The sequence below is a fragment of the Bacillus timonensis genome, from assembly GCF_000285535.1.
In the GTDB taxonomy this organism is placed as follows: Bacteria; Bacillota; Bacilli; order Bacillales; family Bacillaceae_L; genus Ferdinandcohnia; species Ferdinandcohnia timonensis.
The window spans coordinates 1-18,725 of the sequence record NZ_HE610992.1 but is presented as its reverse complement, the minus strand read 5'-3'; the positions used below and the strand labels follow the sequence as shown (position 1 = coordinate 18,725).

Sequence of the window (18,725 nt, the reverse complement as noted above, 5' to 3'; positions counted from 1 at the left end):
TGTACGTATTCATTCAACTGTATTTCGTTCACCAAGCAATCTTACAGCATATACCTGATCACAAAAGCCCCGTAATCCATTATAAATACGCTGCATTCTTGATTCTCTTTGAACAAGTCCAAAAACAGTAGGACCACTTCCGCTCATCAATACCGCATCTGCACCAAACCTTCTCATTTGGTCTTTTATATGCGCCACTTCTGGGTGGAGTTTTAAGGTTACGTCTTCTAATACATTTCCGACTCGATTGCAAATCCCATCAAAATTCTTGGTTTCAATTGCCTGAATCATCCCATCTACGTCTGGGTGATTAATTTGATTAATAGCAAGATTTCGATACACATCTGCTGTTGAAACACCTATTGTTGGTTTTGCCAAAATAACCCAGCAATGTGGAGGCGCGGGTAACTCTGTAATGATTTCACCTCTACCTGTTGCTAGAGCCGTCCCACCATACACACAAAAAGACACATCTGAGCCAATTTCTGCGCCAAGCGTTGCCAACTCGTCCAGACTAAGCCCGAGGCCCCAAAATTTATTTAACCCTCTTAGCGTAGCTGCTGCATCACTGCTGCCTCCCGCTAGCCCTGCAGCCACTGGGATTGACTTTGTAATCGAAATGACAACACCCTTTTGTACACCATACCGTTTTTTCAGTAAATTGGCTGCTTGGTAGGCTAAGTTGCGACTGTCATCCGGTACAAAGCGATTATGAGAAACGACCTTTATTTCATCCCCCTCATAATCGGATAATTCAAGCCTGTCCGACAGATCAATGGTTGTCATAATCATCCGCACCTCATGATAACCATCTTGGCGTTTATGCAACACATCAAGTGCCAAATTAATCTTTGCCGGGGCCTTAACTAATAATTTCATGAAAACACCTGCTTTAAACGTAAATTCAATATTGACATTGTACCACAAAGTAAACAACTCAAAAACAGTGATGTCATGGCGTCTAGACTGTTTTTTATGTAAACCGTTCTTGATGACCTTACTCTATTATAAAGAAAGCCGAAGCAAATCTGCTTCGGCGTCGTAGTTCAAAGAAACTGTTTTGATTTGTTTATCCTTTATTGGCAAGCTGTTGTTGTCCAATTTCTATTGCACGTTTTACCATATTTCCTGCATCACGTGCTCGTATGGCACCCCAACCTTCATTTTTTACGGTATCGTAAAAACCAAGTTCTCTTGCTAACTCTTCTTTAAAGGCTTCTGACATGATACCTCGACGTCTTCCCAATAATGACAACCCCTTTCTTACCTACGACTACCTTAGTATTTGTAAAAGAAGGGTTCGTTATAGTAACAATTTTAGGTACATAATGTGGGTCACAAAGACATTACACAATATGTGGTGTTTTTGGTCTTTGGAATTACGTTAAAAAAATCACCATTTTATAGTTGTCCCCAAAAGGGTAACTTTATGTATTGTTTACAATCTATATGAATAATATACTTTCTTCAATTTTTAAATATGAATTACACTTTTTAGACAAAATAAAAAGCAGCAAACACAAATGTTTACTGCCCACTTATAGCAATATTCCCAGATGTCTCATCAAAGAACGTTAATTGAACGGTTTCTGTAAGGATATCAGCGTAGCTATATGAAACTCGCTCAAAGGAATTCTCATCTTGGTCTAATTCAATCACAAATACAGATGGGTAGGTTTCAGCAAGCACTCCAGAGCGCTCAATTGTTTTTCTACGACCACCATTTGCCTTTAGAGTAAGTCGCTTACCTAAATTCGTATCTAAAGACTTTTTAATATCAAGCAAAGTTTTTCCCATTTCACTCCACCTCACTTATCTCAGTATACCAAAAAATCATTCCGACGTCAAGCAAAACTAAAATTATAACAATGATACAAAATACTTGTCAATAAATTTTTTCCTACAAATTTCTCACGACACAACCAATAGTATGTTCTAAAGTGTGGCAATTATGTATATAAATTAAGATTTCCTATAATCGACAAAGTTTTTATTTATCTCTATATGTAATAAAATACCAAAGGGACCCCTAGCGATAAACGTTAGAGATCCTCATTTTCCTCATCAACCAGGCTTTGATATGGCATACCGGTACGTAGTACACCTTTTGTTTCAATTCCACCGAGTCCTTTTTCACCTGTTAACGTATTACGAAGAACATCCCATACATTGATTCTTTCATCAAATGGCGTAAAACTAATCTTCGCCACGATATATACCGGATCTAGTGCGTGTATATTCACTCGAGATGGAGAACTCGCATAATTTGCTCCTGCTCGGATTAAAGACTCGAAATGGGATTGACAGGCGCCTGCAAAGATAACAAGCTGATCTAAATGCGGGAATCTTTTTCTTGCTTGTCGAACTGTTTGAGCAAAATGACGAGAGTGCCGATATGCTTTAAGTTCAGTCACTTTCCCCTTTGATTTTGAATATGCATCATGACCTGTAATAACAAGTATGTCAGGTCTATATTTATCAAGTAACTCATCAATTCTTTCAGGCATTTCCTTCTCATGACAATAGACTCCATAAACAGGCACACCTATTTTTTCATATAAAGTAAGGCATTTTTTTAAGAAATTTGGGTCCCCATCTATATGCAGGACTCTTCCAGGGATTTGAAAAAATTCCGCATTATTTGTATAACCACCGGTTGCATAATATTCACTTTTCTGTCTGATTAGTTGATAATCTTGTCGAAATAACCGGTAGGAGTGATCCACCTTTTCTCGATCTGTTCTTTGTCTCTTCAGTCTTTCATTTTCATCGATTAAAACTAAGTCATCATATGGAGCATCTGCAATTAACCTTACATCCTCACCATATAAATAAACCGTATTGTTATATGTTATTTCAATTACCTTGAACAATAAATCAAACTGATGTGATTTACGTGCAACAATATCGCCAACTTTTATATCCATCCTCACCCACTCCAACTTTGAGGTATTTCTGTTAATGGTACATGGTCAAAAAGCCTTGCGGGGTCATTATCACCAGACTTTTTGGCCATCCGCTAAAGATGCCTACTTGTTAGCCTATGCTGCATATACTAAATAGGTGAGAAGAAAGGAAAACTAACCTTATAGATAGAAAAAAAGACCTACTATTCAGCAGGTCTTTTGGTCATAATTTTATATAAGTTGTCACTTAAACGCCCAAATTCCTCTATTGATAATGTTTCACCACGTCGTTTTGGGTCAATATTCGAAGCGGCTAAACATCCCTCTATTGCTTCCTTACTCTCCTTGCCATTTGGCAAATTGGAGGTCAAGTTATTTAAGATAGTCTTCCTCCTTTGCCCAAAAGAAGCACGAACAACATCAAAAAAGAAAGATTCATTTTCAACCTTTACAGCTGGTTCCTTTCTTTTTAGCAGACGAATTACTGCTGAGTCTACATTTGGTTGAGGAACAAATACAGTCTTTGGCACCGTCATGACTATCTCAGCTGTTGTATAGTATTGAATAGCAATTGACAATGATCCATAATCCTTTGTACCTGGAAGAGCTGAAATCCTGTCAGCAACCTCCTTTTGCAGCATCACAACAATACCCCTTAATGGGAGTTTTTCCGTTAACAACTTCATAATGATTGGCGTCGTTACATAATAAGGAAGATTAGCTACAACCATGATATCGTTTATTCCTTGCAATTTTCCCCCTATAACAGATTGTACATCCGCTTTTAATACATCCTCATGAATAACCTCAACATTTGGATATGGAGATAAGGTATCTGCCAAAATTGGTAAAAGACGACCATCAATTTCAAATGCAACGACCTTTTTTGCCCGTTTAGCAAGTTGTTCAGTTAACGCACCAATTCCTGGTCCAATTTCAATTGCACCTGTTTCATCCGTTACTTCAGCATGGTCAACAATGCGATGTAAGATATTTGTATCTATTAAAAAATTCTGTCCTAAACTTTTCTTAAAAGAAAATCCGTGCTTTTCTAGAATTGCTCTCGTTCTTATTGGTGTGGCTATATCTTTAATCACTTTGCCTTTCCCCCTGTACTACTTTTTCAACTGCCTCTTCGAACGACTCTTTCGTAATCTGGAACATTTGCAGACGCTTATAAAGCTGTTTTCCGTTAGTATAACCAATTTTTAAAAGGACGCCTAGCTTTTCCCTTCGTTCCTTTGCCTTACGCCCACCAATCAATCCTGCGTCCACAAGAGCGTCAAATTCGATTTCAGAGTGAAAGTCCTCTAGTTCCTGTTTTACATCCTCTAAGGCCTTTCTAATGGCCTCTGGGCTAGCGTGTTCGACACCTACCTTTTTTCCCGACTTCGCTATTGCCTCATTTTTTGGTAAAAAGGCATGCTTACAACCTGGAACAGCTTTTGCAACAATTTTACGAATTCGCTCACCCGGATAGTCTGGGTCAGTAAAGACAATGACACCTCTCACCTTATGAGCATGTTTGATGGTTTCTAAGACTTCTTTATTTACAGCTGAACCGTTTGTCTCAATCGTATCTGCATCGACTGCTCTTTTAATCGCGACGGTATCATCTTTACCTTCCACAACAATTATTTCTTTTATTTTCATTTTTTTTGAAACCTTTCTTGAATTATTTCGTCTAACAATATAGATACAAATATTACATAATTATAACAAAAAAGACATAGACATAAAAAGAAATGCGGAAGCGCCTTGATAGCGGAACATCGACTAACTACTGCCACGTCCTGTGGCAAACGTCGATGTCAGCACTTCCTGTGCAAGTCCGACAAGCATAAGAAAAGTCAGCGAGAAGGATGCAGTTTATCCTTCTTGACGGATTGGCTTATGACCTCGAGGAGCTAGGCGCTGAAGCTAGACATAAAAAAACAGAGGAAATTCCTCTGTTAGTAGCAAGTTAATTTAAAATTTGGATTTTAACCTTTCGTTGACCCCAACGATAGGCTTGTGATTTTTCCGAGAAAAAGACATCAATCCTATAGCCCTTAATATCAGTTCCCTTGTCAGCAGCTACTGCATAGCCATACCCTTCGACATACACTTTTGTGCCTAGTGGAATGATACTCGGATCAACCGCAATTACCTTAGCATTTGGATTTGAACGAAGATTAATTCCTGTCGCAGTTGTTCCTGAACAACCACTACAATAAGCAGTATAAGCTGTAGAAGATACGTAGAATTCCTTTGCAACATTTCCTGTACCACGGGAAACCTGTTGAACAATTTCACGAGTACCCACTGCTACAATCTTATCCGTGCTATCCTTTAAGGTTTCGGTCTTGATCAGATCTCTTGATACTTCTTTTCCATTTTCAAGAACAACTTCATAGTGTTTTGCAACTTTCCCTTCTTGACCAGGGGTTACAACTTTTTCTTTACCTTTATTAATGCTGTTGTCTTTTTTACGAACAACCGCAAAGGCAACAGATTCTTCCACTACATCGGTGACTTTTTCTACTCGTACAACATTAACGACACTATTTGCTGTAATCTGTTCTTCCATTCCTGGTTCTACGCGATCCAATTCATTTAGTGTAACATTTTGACCTTTTAAAAAGTCAGCGACAGTAGTCGAAGTGGACCAAACTTTCTTTTCAGTACCGCCGTCATTTATCGTAAGTTGAAATGCCTTTTCAACTTCTACTTTCATGTCTTCCTTTAACTTTGTATCTAAACTAGGATTGACTTTATCATGCTCCGTTACTTCTACCTTTGCATCTTTGAAAAGATCTGCTACGGTTTTGACTGTTGTCCAAACCTTTTTCGATTGGTTATCAACTACAAGTTCAACCGGAATGGCCTCTTGCCACTTCACTTTCATATTGTCCTTGATTGCCGTATCCATAGATGGTGAAAGTTCGTCATGTTTTGAGACATCAATTTCTAAATCCTGTAGAACTTCAGCAACCGTGTTTGCGTGCGTCCTTATAACTTGCTCATTACCATTTAATGATAGTGTAACTGTATCCTTGGTGGTTTCATATGTAGCATACCCTGTACCGGCACCTACTAAGACTATAAAACTACTTATCGAGACTAGTAATTTCTTTTTGTGTTTTGGCTCGGAAAACAGTTTTTTCATGTTTTTAAGCAAATGAAAAACGCCTCCTTCTCTCAGTGGATTATATAAAGGATAATATATTCTGTCAACCCCACCCCTTTTTTCACTCACCGTTGTAAAATATTATGCAAGAAGAGTTTTTAAAAAGAAAGAATTAGTTGTCGACAAAGATATATATGAGACAAAGGAGACATGTAGAACTTTTTCTAATCAACTTATGGTTGGACAAGCTACCCTACTTTTTGACAAAATTTGCTATCATTTTATGCCGAAAAATCGCTTCGCATTGTCGGATGTTTTTTGTGCAATTTCTTCAAAAGAGACCCCTTTTAATTCTGCAATTTGCTCTGCTACATATTTCACATAGCTTGGCTCATTTCGTTTTCCTCGATAAGGATGTGGTGTTAAGTAAGGGCAATCTGTTTCAATTAGAAGGCGATCAAGTGGTATTTCGGCTGCTACTTCCTTTGGCTTTTTCGCATTTTTGAAGGTAACAGGACCTCCAAATGAGATATAAAAGTTCATATCCATACATTGTTTTGCTACTTCTACACTACCTGTAAAGCAGTGCATGATTCCGCCTACTTCACTCGCATTCTCTTCTTGCAGAATTTCGATGATATCCGCAGTTGCCTCTCGATTATGAATAATAATAGGTAGCTTTACTTTCTTAGCTAAGGCAATTTGCTTTCGAAAGACTTCCTTTTGTATATCTTTTGGAGACTTGTCCCAATAGTAATCTAGACCCATTTCTCCCAATGCTACTACTTTCGGATGTGCACTTAACTCCTCAATCCACTTGAGATCTTCATCTGTCATATCAATCGCATCAACTGGATGCCAACCGACTGTTGCATAGATAAACTCATATTGATTTGCTAACTCAATCGCTCTTGTAATCGTTTCGTGGTCAAAACCAACAACAACAATTCTTTCTACGCCTTCACTTAGTGCTCTTTCGATTACTTCTTCTAAATCATCTTGATACTGGATTGCATTTAAATGTGCATGTGTATCAATTAACATCGTAAAAACTCCTTTATTTTTGAATTTTTCGTATGTAAAAAGGACAGATGACTCTGTCCTTTTCGTGTCTAGCTCGGTACAACCGGCTCTCTGATTTAAGCCAATTGCTTTGGAAGGAAAAAGCACCTTCTGTCAACGCTCTTCTTATGCTTGTCGTCAAAAGCTAAGCGTGCTTAGCGCTTTTCTTGTTATTTTACTTTAGCACCATTTGGTAGACTTTGATCAATCGTAGCGACTGATAACTTTCCGTCAACAGAGCCTGCTAAAATCATCCCTTGTGATAGCTCACCACGAAGTTTTACAGGTTTAAGGTTCGTTACACAAATCACCTTTTTACCTACTAGTTCTTCTGGAGTGTAATACTGAGCAATACCAGAAACAACCTGGCGCTTTTCAAAGCCTAAATCTAATTGAAGTTTTAAAAGTTTATCAGCTTTCTTCACAGGCTCTACTTGGAGAACCTCTGCAACTCGAAGCTCAACCTTCATAAAATCATCAATAGTGATTTCATCTGCTGTTTCTACTTCTTTTACAGGTTCTTCTTTTTTCGTACCACCCTGCATTTTACCTTTAATATACTCAACTTCATCAGCGAGTTCTAAACGAGGAAAAATTGGCTCACCCTTTGAAACTTGAATTCCTTCTTGTTTCATTCCAAATTCAGTAAGGCTTTCCCATGTTTTCAATGCATCCTCTTTCATGCCAAGCTGTTCAAAAATTTCTCCTGGCGTTTTAATTAAAAATGGTTTAAGCATAACGGCTGCATAACGAAGAGATTCTGCTAAGTGACTCATGATAGAGCCTAGTTCATTCTTTTTCGCTTCATCTTTTGCAACAACCCATGGTTGCGTTTCATCAATGTATTTATTTGTGCGACTAATAAACTGCCATAGAGCTGTAAGTGCAACAGAAAACTCCATTTTTTCCATTGCCGCTTCATATTTTGCAACAGTTTCCACCGCAAAGTTCGCTAGCTGAGTATCATACTCTGAATGATTTCCTTGATACGTTGGAACTGTACCATCAAAATAACGGCCAATCATTGCAACAGTACGGTTAAGTAAGTTACCTAAATCATTCGCCAAATCAAAGTTGATTCTTTCAACAAACCCTTCAGGTGTAAAGACTCCATCAGCACCAAAAGGAACCTCGCGTAATAGATAGTAGCGAAGAGAGTCAAGTCCATAACGGTCAATTAATGTTACTGGGTCAACGACATTACCTTTTGATTTTGACATTTTGCCATCCTTCATTAACAACCACCCATGGGCAAATACCTTCTTCGGTAGTGGTAAGTCTAATGCCATCAGCATAATTGGCCAATAGATTGTATGGAATCGAACAATTTCCTTTCCGACTAAATGAACATCAGCTGGCCAATATTTTTGGTATTTAGTATCATCTTCTGTACCGTAACCTAAAGCCGTTATATAGTTTGATAGCGCATCAATCCATACATAAATAACATGCTTTGGATCGCCAGGTACCTTTATTCCCCAATCAAAAGTTGTTCTTGATACAGCCAAATCCTCAAGTCCTGGCTTAATGAAGTTATTAATCATTTCATTTTTGCGGGACTCAGGTTGGATGAACTCAGGATTCTCCTCATAATATTGAAGCAGACGATCGACATACTTACTCATTTTAAAGAAATAAGACTCTTCTTTTACTTTTTCAACTGGACGCCCACAGTCAGGGCAATTTCCATCCACTAATTGTCTTTCTGTAAAGAATGACTCACAAGGTGTGCAATACCAGCCTTCATATTGGTCAAGGTAAATGTCTCCTTGCTTTACGAGTTGGTCGAAGATTTTTTCGACAACTTTTTTATGACGATCTTCCGTAGTACGGATAAAATCGTCATAGGAGATTTCAAGCTTGTTCCATAATTCCTGAATTCCAGAGACAATCTCATCAACATATGCTTGTGGAGTAACACCTTTTTCAGCTGCTGAACGTTGAATTTTTTGACCATGCTCGTCAGTTCCTGTTAAAAACATTACATCATATCCACGTAGTCTTTTATATCGCGCCATAGCATCCGCTGCTACAGTTGTATATGCGTGTCCTATATGTAATTTCCCGCTTGGATAATAAATGGGAGTGGTTAAATAAAATGTTTTATTTTCTTGAGCCATTGGTAAACCTCCTCTTTAGTACTCCGAATAAGACATTACTATTCATCTATTCCTATTATATCTTCAAAATATACCTAAAGCACGAGAAAAGCGCAAGCGCCTGTTAGGCATACTTTTGGTAGAGTTAGCAAAAAGAAATATCAATTTCCATACTTATATGGATATGTACGCTAAACAAAAATGAAACACTTCGACAAAGCAAACAATATATTTCATTTTTCGACAAACGAAACATAAAATTGTAGAATTTTGTCGAATTTAATTTACCATTTTTCTTTCTATTATGGTACAGTATTTTTTCCAAAAATAGCAGTTTCATAATGTGAAAAGTCCTGTAAAACCGTACTGTTATAAGACAATCCGTTCCATTTTTATACATATTTTATAAGAATTGTAGTAAAAACGATTGACGTTAAATGGAAATCTTGATATTATTATCTAGAAATCAATTTGTCGAAAATTGACGATAGAGAGAGATAAATAAATATAAATATTGAGAGGAGAAAAAAGCAATGAAATCTACAGGTATTGTTCGTAAAGTTGATGAATTAGGTCGTGTTGTTATCCCTATCGAACTTCGTCGTACATTAGACATCGCTGAAAAAGATGCTCTAGAAATTTATGTTGACGACGATAAAATCATTTTAAAGAAATACAAGCCAAATATGACTTGTCAAATTACTGGTGAAATTTCTGATGACAATTTCACTCTTGCTAATGGTAAAATTGTTCTTAGCCGTGAAGGTGCTGAACAAATCCTAAAAGAACTTCAGGAAAACCTTTCAGTTGTAAAATAATAAATAACCAAAAAGCTTCTCGATTAAGAGAAGCTTTTTTTATTACAAAACGTGATATTCTTGATAAATTTCTCTTTTATGTCGATTTCGATCCTTTGCAACTTGTTTAATTGCCTCTTTAGTTGTCATTAACTGAATCTCAACATAATGGTTTACATGCTGTTCAACTGATAGCTCTTCCCACCAAGTGTCTGAACTTTCTTCTTCACTTTGCAGGGCTCCTTCAACAACAAGGCAAAACTCACCACGAACCGTATCCTCTTCTGTCCAAGTAAGTATTTCATCCAAATCTCCACGAATAAATTCTTCAAACTTCTTTGTTAATTCCCGTGAAACAGTCATTTTACGATTTCCTAGGATTTCTCTCATTAATTTCAATGTTTCTTTTAAACGATGTGGAGCCTCATAAAACAGCATTGTTGCTTGAATATGTACGAGACTTTCAAGCTGCTTTCTCTTTTCCTTCTTATTTCTGTCCAAAAACCCGTAAAAGTAAAAGGGCTGTGTTTCTAAACCAGAAGCAATTAATGAGGTTAAGGCAGCATTAGCACCTGGTAGTGGAACAACATACATTTTTTCCTGAACAGCTTCTACAACTAATTCATAACCTGGGTCGGAAATGGTCGGCATTCCTGCATCACTGACAAGGGCAACATCCTTTCCCTCCCGCAACAATGAAAGAATTTTGTCCCCACTCACTTTTTTATTATGTTCATGATAACTAATAACTGGGGTATCAATTTCAAAATAATTACAAAGCTTCTTGGTTTGCCTTGTATCCTCTGCTGCAATAAAGGCAGATTCCTTCATAACCTTAATTGCCCGAAATGTCATATCTTCCAAATTTCCAATCGGTGTTGGAACAAGATATAAAGTGCCATATTCATAATTTGGTTGAAAGCTCTTTTGCTGCCACATACCGCTCCCCACTTTCCATTGCAAGTAAGCGTTCCTTCTCAGGCCGCTTTAATTGTTTAAACCTATATTCTGCACGCATTGCTTCCTCTTTTGTTTCAAATTCCTGGGCAAATAATAATGTAATTGGACCTCTTCCTCTTGTATATTTGGCCCCTTTTCCTTCATTATGCTTTTTCAAACGTTCACCAACATCGGTTGTATAACCTGCATAGAAGGTTCCATCCTTACATTCCACTACATAAAAAAAATGCTTATTCCTCTCCATAAAGAATCGTCCTTATCTCTTTTGTATACTCGTTATTTTCATCATATACATATAATGGAGGCAAAACTTTTAAATCTGCATTTCCGTGTTTGATTCCCTCTACCAAAATCGTATTTGCTTCTTTCCCAAGCCTTGGATGGACAAATTGTAATCGCTTCGGCTCTATTCGATATTGTCTCATTAATGTAAGTATATCCATTAATCGACCAGGTCGATGAACATAAGCAACCTTTCCACCTTGCTTTACCAACTGACTACTAACCCGAATGACATCCTCTAATGTGCAAAAAATCTCGTGACGGGCAATCGCAAGATGCTCATTTTTATTTATTACATCCGTCTTTGGTGCTGGAAAATAGGGTGGGTTACATGTCACAACGTCGTATTTTCCAAGGCCCAGCTTTTCAGGCATGTCCTTGATATCCCCATGAATAATGGAAAGCTGATTTGAAAGCTGATTGTATTCAAAACTTCTTTTTGCCATATTATAAATACGTTCTTGAATTTCAACACCAGTAATCATAGCTTTTGATCTTCTGCTTAATAATAATGGAATGACACCATTTCCTGTACATAAATCAATCATTTTTCCTTTTTGAATTGGCACATGCACAAATCTTGCTAATAGCACTGTATCTAAAGAAAAAGCAAAGACAGATGGACTTTGAATAATTCTTAAGTTTTCTGCCAATAAATGATCTAGTCTTTCATCATCATGTAATTGAACCATTGCATTATTTTTCCTTCCTTACGATTATCTATGTACCATTATAAGGCTTTTCCTTAAGAAGATGCTCAAAAAGTCGTTCGAAAATGACGATCAAATTTCTTCGTTGGCTTGCTTCTCCGATCCTTACATATTAACAGCATACGCTCTGGTACCCAAAGCTGCGCCGACTTAAAGTCTCGACGCACAGGATGTGCTAGTGTCGACAATACATGTGGCCGTGACGTTTTTGTTGACGCGGTCCTTTTTACCCTCCTTTTTGAAAAGCACTTAAAAGATGAAAAAGTCCTCTCCAATTTGGAAAGGACCTATTTCTTATTTAAAAAGGAAAGACAAAATAAACAATCGCCTTCGGTACGAATGCTTCCATAATGAACATTACAGATATGAAAGCCCTCTTGATATAGTCTTGCTAAATTATCATAACCTTCACCAATGTCAACTTGCCTTGCTTCTTGTATCGCTTTATCCGCTTTTTCTTCTTTTCTCTTTGAAATGGATTGATCGAGTCGACGACGTAAAAGGTCATTCTCCATTTTCAGATTGTGACTCTCTTCAAGTAATTGTCCAAGATGTTCTTTCAATTCTCCTAGTTGAGTATATAGATTACCAATTTGAGTCTCCATACTACTAACAGATTCAAAAATATCTTTTTTATCCACACGTTCCACCTCGTCATTCTGTGGCTTGAATCGAAATCGCTCCCTCTTTCAGTAGTTCCTCCCACGTATATTCGACTACACGTTCACGACCAACTAATTCTAATTGAAGTACACGCTCTAAAATATTGAGTCCGACAACCTTTGCTTTTCCACTTGTTGTTTCAATCATTTCACCAAGGTCTGGAAGCTGTTCTTTTGCACTTTCATATTCATCGTTCTCGTATTTTAGACAGCACATTAATCGTCCGCATAAACCTGATATTTTAGTAGGGTTTAATGAAAGGTTCTGATCTTTTGCCATCTTGATTGAAACCGGCTCAAAGTCACCTAGGAAGGTAGAGCAACATAGCATTCTTCCACAAGGACCAATTCCACCTAGCATCTTGGCTTCATCACGTACACCAATTTGTCTTAATTCAATTCTTGTACGGAAGATTGCCGCTAGATCTTTAACCAACTCGCGGAAATCAACTCGTCCATCAGCAGTAAAGTAGAAAATCACTTTATTTCGATCAAATGTATATTCTACATCAACAAGCTTCATATCAAGACTATGTTCAACAACTTTTTCCTGGCAAACATCATACGCTTCTTTAGCTGCATGTTTATTTTCTTCAACAATTAATCTATCCTTTGAATCCGCAATGCGGATAACCTTCTTCAATGGAAGTACAATATCATTTTCATCGACTTGCTTTTTATTTATAACTACTTTACCAAATTCAATTCCTCTGACAGTTTCAACAATGACATATTCCCCGTCAGGAATTGTAAATCCATTTGGATCAAAGTAATAAATTTTACCCGCTTTTTTAAAGCGTACACCAACTACATCATACAAGCTTATATCCCTCCTGTAACTTTATTACCAATTGTTCCATTAATAAATGTGGGTTCATGTTGGTGTATAGACGACGCTTCGCCTCTAGTACCGATGTTATTTGATCACTTACACGTCTTGTTGACGTCTTAAGTGCATGTTGTTTAAAGCTAGTAATCTGGTCATGAAAAATAAGTTTCTCCTCATCACCTAGTTGTATATATAATAAATCCTTAAAAATAAGCAATAATATATCTAAACCAAAGCTAAGCTGCTCTTTCTCTTTAAAATGAGGCAACCATTGGTCCTGTAGAAAAAAGAAAGCATGAGTCGGCCTTGTATTGATTACTTCATATAATTGTAACACTATTGAACGGGACTGTCCAAACCAAGCGTCCACGCTTAATTCGCGGGCCTCTTCTAAATTATTGGTTGTATGAGCAACAAGTGAGGCTATAGTAGGAGATATTCCCTCTTCAATGAGCCGCTCAGAAATAACCTTTGGCGCAAGTGGCTGAAATGATAAAACCTGACACCTTGATAAGATTGTATTCAAGATTCGATGAATTTGCTCGGTTAACAAAATGGCCACTGTTTGACTTGCCGGTTCTTCCAAAAATTTTAACAAACTGTTCGCAGCATTTGTTGTCATCTTATCAGCATGATTTATCAAGTAGACTTTTCGACTTGATTCTACGCCAGTTTTGGAAAATTCCTCTTGCAACGCTTGAATTTGCCACTTTTTAATGGATTGTCCATCAGGCTCAATAAAATGGACATCGGGATGGTTACCCGATGAAATCCTTCGGCAATTCGTGCACTCATTGCAAGGTTTATACCCTTCAGGATGTAGACAGAAAAGACTTTTGGCCAAAAGAAGGCCTACTTCCTTTTTACCAGTCCCTCGGCTCCCCTCAAATAAATAAGCATGGGCCACTCTATTCTTCTTGAGACTATTTTCAACCATTTTCAATACAAGTGGTTGATATTCTTGAAGTTGTTCCCATGTTTTTTCCATCATACATCACTCTTTCAAATCACGTATACAAGTTGATTAATAAACCTTTTATTAAACCCACTTTTCCTAGTATATCGATTGACCCCTTTTCTTGGTCAACCATTTCTTGAGTTAAAACCAAAAGCTCCTTGTCAATTTTCTCAACAAGTTTATGTGTTCTCCCTTGACCACTAAAGTTCCAACTGTGGGACTCTTTCACATCCATCCCGAACTCCACAGCCTCATGGATGAAACGTTTTACAAGAGATTTATATGAAGCTAGGTCTTGAAAAGTTTGAGAGCGAGAGAGTCGTTCTCCCGCCATGTCAATTTGGGAAAGCAACTTCGTTAATTGTTCCAACTGAAGCTTATTTTCTTCCTGAAAGACAATTTTACTAAAAGTCAGATTTCCCGATTGTTTATTAGATTGATTTGGATGATTCTTATCTATATTTACACGAAAATCCTGATTTATTTTCATGAGAGTTTAATACACCTACTTAAAATTGATGGAACTCGTCAATCGGCAATACAAACACCGTGGCTCCACCCACTTCTACCTTAACAGGGAATGGAACAAAAGAATCTGCATTTCCACCCATTGGTGAAACTGGGGCAATCATTTGCTCTCGATGTTTGCAATTATCTTTAATAATGTCTAATAATTTATTCACACGGATGTCCTCTGTCCCAATAAGAAACGTTGTATTACCCGATTTTAGAAAACCACCTGTTGTAGCAAGTTTTGTTGCTCTAAAATTATGATCGACTAATGCTTGTGACAAACGGCTACTATCTTTATCCTGCACTACTGCAACGACTAGCTTCATCGTTTTGCCTCCCTTTATTTTATCACTTTTATGTCTTTCTTCATATTACGAAATTTGGTAACTAAATGTGCGAATGTCCCATTGTATACGTTCAAAAAGGAGGATGAAAAGGACCGAGAAGTTCGAGGCGGCGAAGTTTTGAGTATCGGATCGTATGTGTTAATACGTGAGTAACGCAAAAGCAAGCCAACGAAGAAATTCGATATGTCATTTTCACCGGACTTTTTGAACATCCTTTAATAGTTGTCTTTATTCTATAACAATTATAACCAGAACGAAAACAAAAACCTCAAAAATCATCAGACTTTTGAGGTTTTTGTATAATCATTTGTTATTGAGATGTTTTTCAATAATATTAAGTGCTTCCTTTGTGACATCTTCAATTGAATTATCTGCTTGAATGGAATGAAATCGATTTTTAAAACGATCTGCAACCTTTAAATAACCTTCATACACCTTTTGGTGAAAAGAAAGATTCTCGAGATCCAGACGGTTTACTTCTCTTTCATCATTCTTTCCAATTCTTGTTAACCCTTTTTCAGGCTGGATATCAAAGAATAAAGTTAAGGATGGCATTAATCCATTAATGGCAAATTCATTAATGGAAAACACTTCATCAATACCAAGACCCCGTGCATAGCCCTGGTATGCTAGTGAGCTATCAATAAATCGGTCACACAGAACTATTTTTCCTTCTTCTAATGCTGGAATAACCTTCTCTACTAGATGTTGGCGGCGAGAAGCAGCATATAGAAGTGCCTCTGTCCGTCCATCCATTTTTATATTATTTTTATCTAAAATAACAGAACGTATTTGTTCTGCAATATCAATTCCACCAGGTTCTCTTGTGGAAATAACATCATACCCTTTTTTTGAAAGTTCTTCCTGAAGGATACCTAAAACGGTTGTCTTCCCTGCACCCTCAGGTCCTTCAAATGTTATAAAATAACCTGTCAATTCTATTCAAACCCCTTACATATCTAATATGTTAATATATTTTCCTTTCATATCTCCGCCTTGGAAATGTGCACCTGCCTCAATATATGTAGTTAGTATTTTAACGTGTTGTTCAGTAACACGTTCACCTTCCATAAGAACAGGAATCCCAGGAGGATAAGGTATAATCATTTCTCCGGAAATGTTCCCAATCGCGTCACGAAAAGAAACAACCTTTTTATTGTACCTTTTAATTTCATTATAGCAAAGGTCAAGGGTGGAAATTGCCTCGGCTCCACTATGCAATTCAATAAAATTCCTTTTAGTTGGCTTGTACTTTTTGACTGCATTTTTTATCAATAATAATGCTTCATCTGCATTAAATGTTTCTGATAAAGGCAACACAAGTAAGACATTGTTTGGATCAGCCATTTCCGTAAATAGACCCTCATTTTCAAAGGCACGTTGCAGTTGGTATCCATTTAACTCACATTGTGGTTGAATTGTAACCTTCAAAAAATCTGTTTGAATAGCTTGATTTGTTGACGTTACAATTTTTAATTGTGGTATTTTTTTGACTCTTTCAGTAAACACATTCATTTTTTCAATGATTTGATTTGAACCCCTCTCTTTCACCGATGCAAGATAATGTCTTGCGAGATCTAACGATACCATAATCGGATATGAAGGGCTGCTTGATTGCAATATTTGAAGATATGACTCAACGTCTTCAGGTTTAATAAATGTACTATTAATATGTAAAAATGAGCCCATTGTCATGGCAGGAAGTGTCTTATGTGCCGAATGCACCACAATATCAGCGCCTAAGGATATAGCCGAAGAAGGAAAACCTTCTAGTAGAAAATGCGCCCCATGTGCTTCATCAATAAGTACTGCTGCCCCATTTTCATGCGCATAAGCAATTATCTGGGAAAGTTCAGTCTGGTTCACCATACCATAATAGTTAGGGCTAGTTAAAATTACAGCTTTAATATTTTGATACGAACTAAATGCTTCTTTTACTGTTTTAAAAGAAACAAACGAAGCAACCTTTACTTCCTCCTCATATGTTGGATGAAGAAAAACAGGACGAGCACCGGCCATTTTTAGTCCATTTAGAATCGACTTATGCGAATTTCGTTGTACAAGGACCGTATCTTGTGATGAACAAGCTGCAAGAATCATTGCCAAGTTCCCCCCTGTCGAACCATTCACTAAAAAATAGCTTTTTTGCACCCCATATAAATTTGCTAATAATCGTTCACTTTCTAAAATTGCCCCTTCAGGATGATGAAGATCATCCAATCCAGTTAGTTCAGTTGCATCAATTTCTAATACATTATGAAAATAAGAATAACCCTTGCTAGAGAATACTTGTCCATATTTATGCCCCGGCACATGCATCGATTGAGGTTGTGATTTCGCATGATAATCCAATGCATCAAACAATGGCGTTCGGTGTTGATCCATCATTACATATCCCTTCTAATCTACTTTCTCTTATTATAAAACAAAAAAAGGGACCTATACTACAGGTCCGAAACATGAACTTGAGATTGCACCTAACGCGAATGCAATTCAAGTTGTTTGAAACTATGAAAATATCTCTGGACTAGAAACCTTTTTAAGTCGATCTAAATAAAATTGATACTTGGGATCATTTGTTTCAGTACGGATGATGTCTTGCTCACAATCCAAACAAATGAATCTTGTATAAAGGTGTATGCCTCTTTTTTTCTCTTGCTCACATATAATACACGTTTCCCCATATTGATTTCTATTGATGAGTGAACTCACTGCCTCCACCTCCATACACATATTTTGTCCGGATGTATCAAAATGTATACACAATTATAAAAATAATGAACAGTTTCAATTTAGTTTATTTAGTAATCTATGTAGTTTGGAAGCTAGTTTGTGTATGTCTTAGGTTAAAAAATTTATAAATATCTTTTAAATGCACATAGTACAGTCATAGGCTAGGTTGGCGGTAGGACCGAGTGTTTTGTGATATACGGTTTGTAATTTAGGCTTTATTGGTTTGTTGTATCCTTTTGTTATTTTAGAACCTCTTTTTGACGTTTGCTCGCCTATACTTCCCTATTATTTACATTTACTGACTTCTTTACGTCGTTTTCGTGTCTGCTTTTACCTAATATTTTACATCTTCGGACCTCTTTTTGACATTTGAGTGTCCGCATTTACCTAATTTTTTACATTTAGGGACCTCTTTCTAGGATTTGCGATAACCGATTAAGCTGTACTCGGTATTCCATTTATCGTTTCTCGGCTCCGCGATATATCGATTAAGCTGTTTTCGAGATATCATTTATTGTTTCTCGGTTTGACGATATACCGTTTATGTCATTTGCTGTATATCATTTATCGTTTTTCGGTTTACCGATATATCAATAAATGTACTAATAGAATCCTTTTTATTAAACAAATCACATAATAGCCAGGATTACTGAATTATTTATTTAAGCACAAAAAAAGACCAACCATATCGGCTGATCTTTTAGTTTGCCTAGCGACGTCCTACTCTTACAGGGACAAAGTCCCAACTACCATCGGCG

21 protein-coding genes are annotated in these 18,725 nt (G+C 37.0%); 1 reads left to right on the top strand and 20 read right to left on the bottom strand.

Annotation, left to right across the window (positions count from 1 at the left end):
* Positions 1–9: 9 nt before the first annotated feature.
* The 9 genes from ispE to metG all read right to left on the bottom strand — a co-directional run bounded on the left by ispE (position 10) and on the right by metG (position 9,197).
* Positions 10–879 (bottom strand): 4-(cytidine 5'-diphospho)-2-C-methyl-D-erythritol kinase, encoded by an 870-nt coding sequence (gene ispE, locus BTHG_RS23255; RefSeq protein ID WP_010285369.1) that lies wholly within the window; start codon positions 877–879, stop codon positions 10–12.
* A 190-nt stretch (positions 880–1,069) separates the two neighbouring features.
* Entirely contained in the window at positions 1,070–1,246 is a 177-nt protein-coding gene (locus BTHG_RS23250) for a small, acid-soluble spore protein, alpha/beta type (RefSeq protein ID WP_010285367.1), read from the bottom strand.
* Positions 1,247–1,527: 281 nt separating this feature from the next.
* Positions 1,528–1,797, bottom strand: coding sequence for a biofilm formation stimulator Veg (gene veg, locus BTHG_RS23245; protein WP_010285211.1), 270 nt, complete (start codon positions 1,795–1,797; stop codon positions 1,528–1,530).
* A gap of 245 nt (positions 1,798–2,042) precedes the next feature.
* Positions 2,043–2,927 (bottom strand): sporulation peptidase YabG, encoded by an 885-nt coding sequence (gene yabG, locus BTHG_RS23240; RefSeq protein ID WP_010285210.1) that lies wholly within the window; start codon positions 2,925–2,927, stop codon positions 2,043–2,045.
* A gap of 182 nt (positions 2,928–3,109) precedes the next feature.
* Positions 3,110–4,003 (bottom strand): 16S rRNA (adenine(1518)-N(6)/adenine(1519)-N(6))-dimethyltransferase RsmA, encoded by an 894-nt coding sequence (gene rsmA, locus BTHG_RS23235; RefSeq protein ID WP_010285207.1) that lies wholly within the window; start codon positions 4,001–4,003, stop codon positions 3,110–3,112.
* Complete coding sequence (gene rnmV, locus BTHG_RS23230) at positions 3,996–4,559, bottom strand: ribonuclease M5 (protein WP_010285206.1); 564 nt, start codon at positions 4,557–4,559, stop codon at positions 3,996–3,998. The genes rsmA and rnmV overlap by 8 nt, the downstream gene beginning before the upstream one ends.
* A 310-nt stretch (positions 4,560–4,869) precedes the next feature.
* Positions 4,870–6,066 carry a ubiquitin-like domain-containing protein gene (locus BTHG_RS23220; protein ID WP_010285204.1) on the bottom strand — a complete coding sequence of 399 codons (1,197 nt, stop codon included), beginning with the start codon at positions 6,064–6,066 and terminating at the stop codon, positions 4,870–4,872.
* A 225-nt stretch (positions 6,067–6,291) separates the two neighbouring features.
* Positions 6,292–7,059, bottom strand: a complete 768-nt coding sequence (locus BTHG_RS23215; protein WP_010285202.1) for a TatD family hydrolase — start codon at positions 7,057–7,059, stop codon at positions 6,292–6,294.
* 188 nt (positions 7,060–7,247) lie between these two features.
* On the bottom strand, positions 7,248–9,197 hold the full coding sequence (gene metG / locus BTHG_RS23210; protein WP_010285196.1) for a methionine--tRNA ligase: 1,950 nt from the start codon (positions 9,195–9,197) through the stop codon (positions 7,248–7,250).
* Between the two features lie 512 nt (positions 9,198–9,709).
* On the opposite strand from metG, the gene BTHG_RS23205 reads away from it, so the two are divergent.
* Positions 9,710–9,994, top strand: coding sequence for an AbrB/MazE/SpoVT family DNA-binding domain-containing protein (locus BTHG_RS23205; RefSeq protein ID WP_010285195.1), 285 nt, complete (start codon positions 9,710–9,712; stop codon positions 9,992–9,994).
* Between the two features lie 42 nt (positions 9,995–10,036).
* Here the strand turns inward: BTHG_RS23205 and rsmI are convergent, their stop codons facing one another.
* From rsmI to BTHG_RS23150, 11 genes are all read right to left on the bottom strand, one after another.
* Positions 10,037–10,912 (bottom strand): 16S rRNA (cytidine(1402)-2'-O)-methyltransferase, encoded by an 876-nt coding sequence (rsmI, locus tag BTHG_RS23200; protein WP_010285194.1) that lies wholly within the window; start codon positions 10,910–10,912, stop codon positions 10,037–10,039.
* Entirely contained in the window at positions 10,878–11,177 is a 300-nt protein-coding gene (locus BTHG_RS23195; RefSeq protein ID WP_010285193.1) for a GIY-YIG nuclease family protein, read from the bottom strand. Before BTHG_RS23195 ends, rsmI begins: the two co-directional genes overlap by 35 nt.
* Positions 11,164–11,907: a tRNA1(Val) (adenine(37)-N6)-methyltransferase gene (locus BTHG_RS23190; protein ID WP_010285191.1), complete on the bottom strand. Its 744-nt coding sequence runs from the start codon at positions 11,905–11,907 to the stop codon at positions 11,164–11,166. Before BTHG_RS23190 ends, BTHG_RS23195 begins: the two co-directional genes overlap by 14 nt.
* Before the next feature lie 305 nt (positions 11,908–12,212).
* Positions 12,213–12,566 (bottom strand): DNA replication initiation control protein YabA, encoded by a 354-nt coding sequence (gene yabA / locus BTHG_RS23185; protein WP_010285190.1) that lies wholly within the window; start codon positions 12,564–12,566, stop codon positions 12,213–12,215.
* 13 nt (positions 12,567–12,579) lie between these two features.
* Positions 12,580–13,407, bottom strand: coding sequence for a PSP1 domain-containing protein (locus BTHG_RS23180; protein WP_010285186.1), 828 nt, complete (start codon positions 13,405–13,407; stop codon positions 12,580–12,582).
* On the bottom strand, positions 13,400–14,404 hold the full coding sequence (holB, locus tag BTHG_RS23175) for a DNA polymerase III subunit delta' (protein ID WP_010285185.1): 1,005 nt from the start codon (positions 14,402–14,404) through the stop codon (positions 13,400–13,402). Before holB ends, BTHG_RS23180 begins: the two co-directional genes overlap by 8 nt.
* A gap of 19 nt (positions 14,405–14,423) precedes the next feature.
* Entirely contained in the window at positions 14,424–14,864 is a 441-nt protein-coding gene (locus BTHG_RS23170) for a YaaR family protein (protein WP_010285184.1), read from the bottom strand.
* 19 nt (positions 14,865–14,883) lie between these two features.
* Positions 14,884–15,213 (bottom strand): cyclic-di-AMP receptor, encoded by a 330-nt coding sequence (locus tag BTHG_RS23165; protein ID WP_010285183.1) that lies wholly within the window; start codon positions 15,211–15,213, stop codon positions 14,884–14,886.
* 324 nt (positions 15,214–15,537) lie between these two features.
* On the bottom strand, positions 15,538–16,170 hold the full coding sequence (gene tmk / locus BTHG_RS23160; RefSeq protein ID WP_010285181.1) for a dTMP kinase: 633 nt from the start codon (positions 16,168–16,170) through the stop codon (positions 15,538–15,540).
* Between the two features lie 15 nt (positions 16,171–16,185).
* Complete coding sequence (locus BTHG_RS23155) at positions 16,186–17,619, bottom strand: aminotransferase class I/II-fold pyridoxal phosphate-dependent enzyme (RefSeq protein WP_026021946.1); 1,434 nt, start codon at positions 17,617–17,619, stop codon at positions 16,186–16,188.
* Positions 17,620–17,742: 123 nt separating this feature from the next.
* Entirely contained in the window at positions 17,743–17,961 is a 219-nt protein-coding gene (locus BTHG_RS23150; protein WP_187370829.1) for a sigma factor G inhibitor Gin, read from the bottom strand.
* Positions 17,962–18,725: the final 764 nt, after the last annotated feature.

Excerpts from the sequence above, each read along its gene's own strand:
- ispE (WP_010285369.1), bottom strand. The coding sequence starts at position 879 with ATGAAATTATTAGTTAAGGCCCCGGCAAAGATTAATTTGGCACTTGAT.
- veg (WP_010285211.1), bottom strand. The coding sequence starts at position 1,797 with ATGGGAAAAACTTTGCTTGATATTAAAAAGTCTTTAGATACGAATTTA.
- yabG (WP_010285210.1), bottom strand. The coding sequence starts at position 2,927 with ATGGATATAAAAGTTGGCGATATTGTTGCACGTAAATCACATCAGTTT.
- rnmV (WP_010285206.1), bottom strand. The coding sequence starts at position 4,559 with ATGAAAATAAAAGAAATAATTGTTGTGGAAGGTAAAGATGATACCGTC.
- BTHG_RS23215 (WP_010285202.1), bottom strand. The coding sequence starts at position 7,059 with ATGTTAATTGATACACATGCACATTTAAATGCAATCCAGTATCAAGAT.
- metG (WP_010285196.1), bottom strand. The coding sequence starts at position 9,197 with ATGGCTCAAGAAAATAAAACATTTTATTTAACCACTCCCATTTATTAT.
- BTHG_RS23205 (WP_010285195.1), top strand. The coding sequence starts at position 9,710 with ATGAAATCTACAGGTATTGTTCGTAAAGTTGATGAATTAGGTCGTGTT.
- rsmI (WP_010285194.1), bottom strand. The coding sequence starts at position 10,912 with ATGTGGCAGCAAAAGAGCTTTCAACCAAATTATGAATATGGCACTTTA.
- BTHG_RS23195 (WP_010285193.1), bottom strand. The coding sequence starts at position 11,177 with ATGGAGAGGAATAAGCATTTTTTTTATGTAGTGGAATGTAAGGATGGA.
- BTHG_RS23190 (WP_010285191.1), bottom strand. The coding sequence starts at position 11,907 with ATGGTTCAATTACATGATGATGAAAGACTAGATCATTTATTGGCAGAA.
- holB (WP_010285185.1), bottom strand. The coding sequence starts at position 14,404 with ATGGAAAAAACATGGGAACAACTTCAAGAATATCAACCACTTGTATTG.
- BTHG_RS23170 (WP_010285184.1), bottom strand. The coding sequence starts at position 14,864 with ATGAAAATAAATCAGGATTTTCGTGTAAATATAGATAAGAATCATCCA.
- BTHG_RS23165 (WP_010285183.1), bottom strand. The coding sequence starts at position 15,213 with ATGAAGCTAGTCGTTGCAGTAGTGCAGGATAAAGATAGTAGCCGTTTG.
- BTHG_RS23155 (WP_026021946.1), bottom strand. The coding sequence starts at position 17,619 with ATGGATCAACACCGAACGCCATTGTTTGATGCATTGGATTATCATGCG.
- BTHG_RS23150 (WP_187370829.1), bottom strand. The coding sequence starts at position 17,961 with ATGGAGGTGGAGGCAGTGAGTTCACTCATCAATAGAAATCAATATGGG.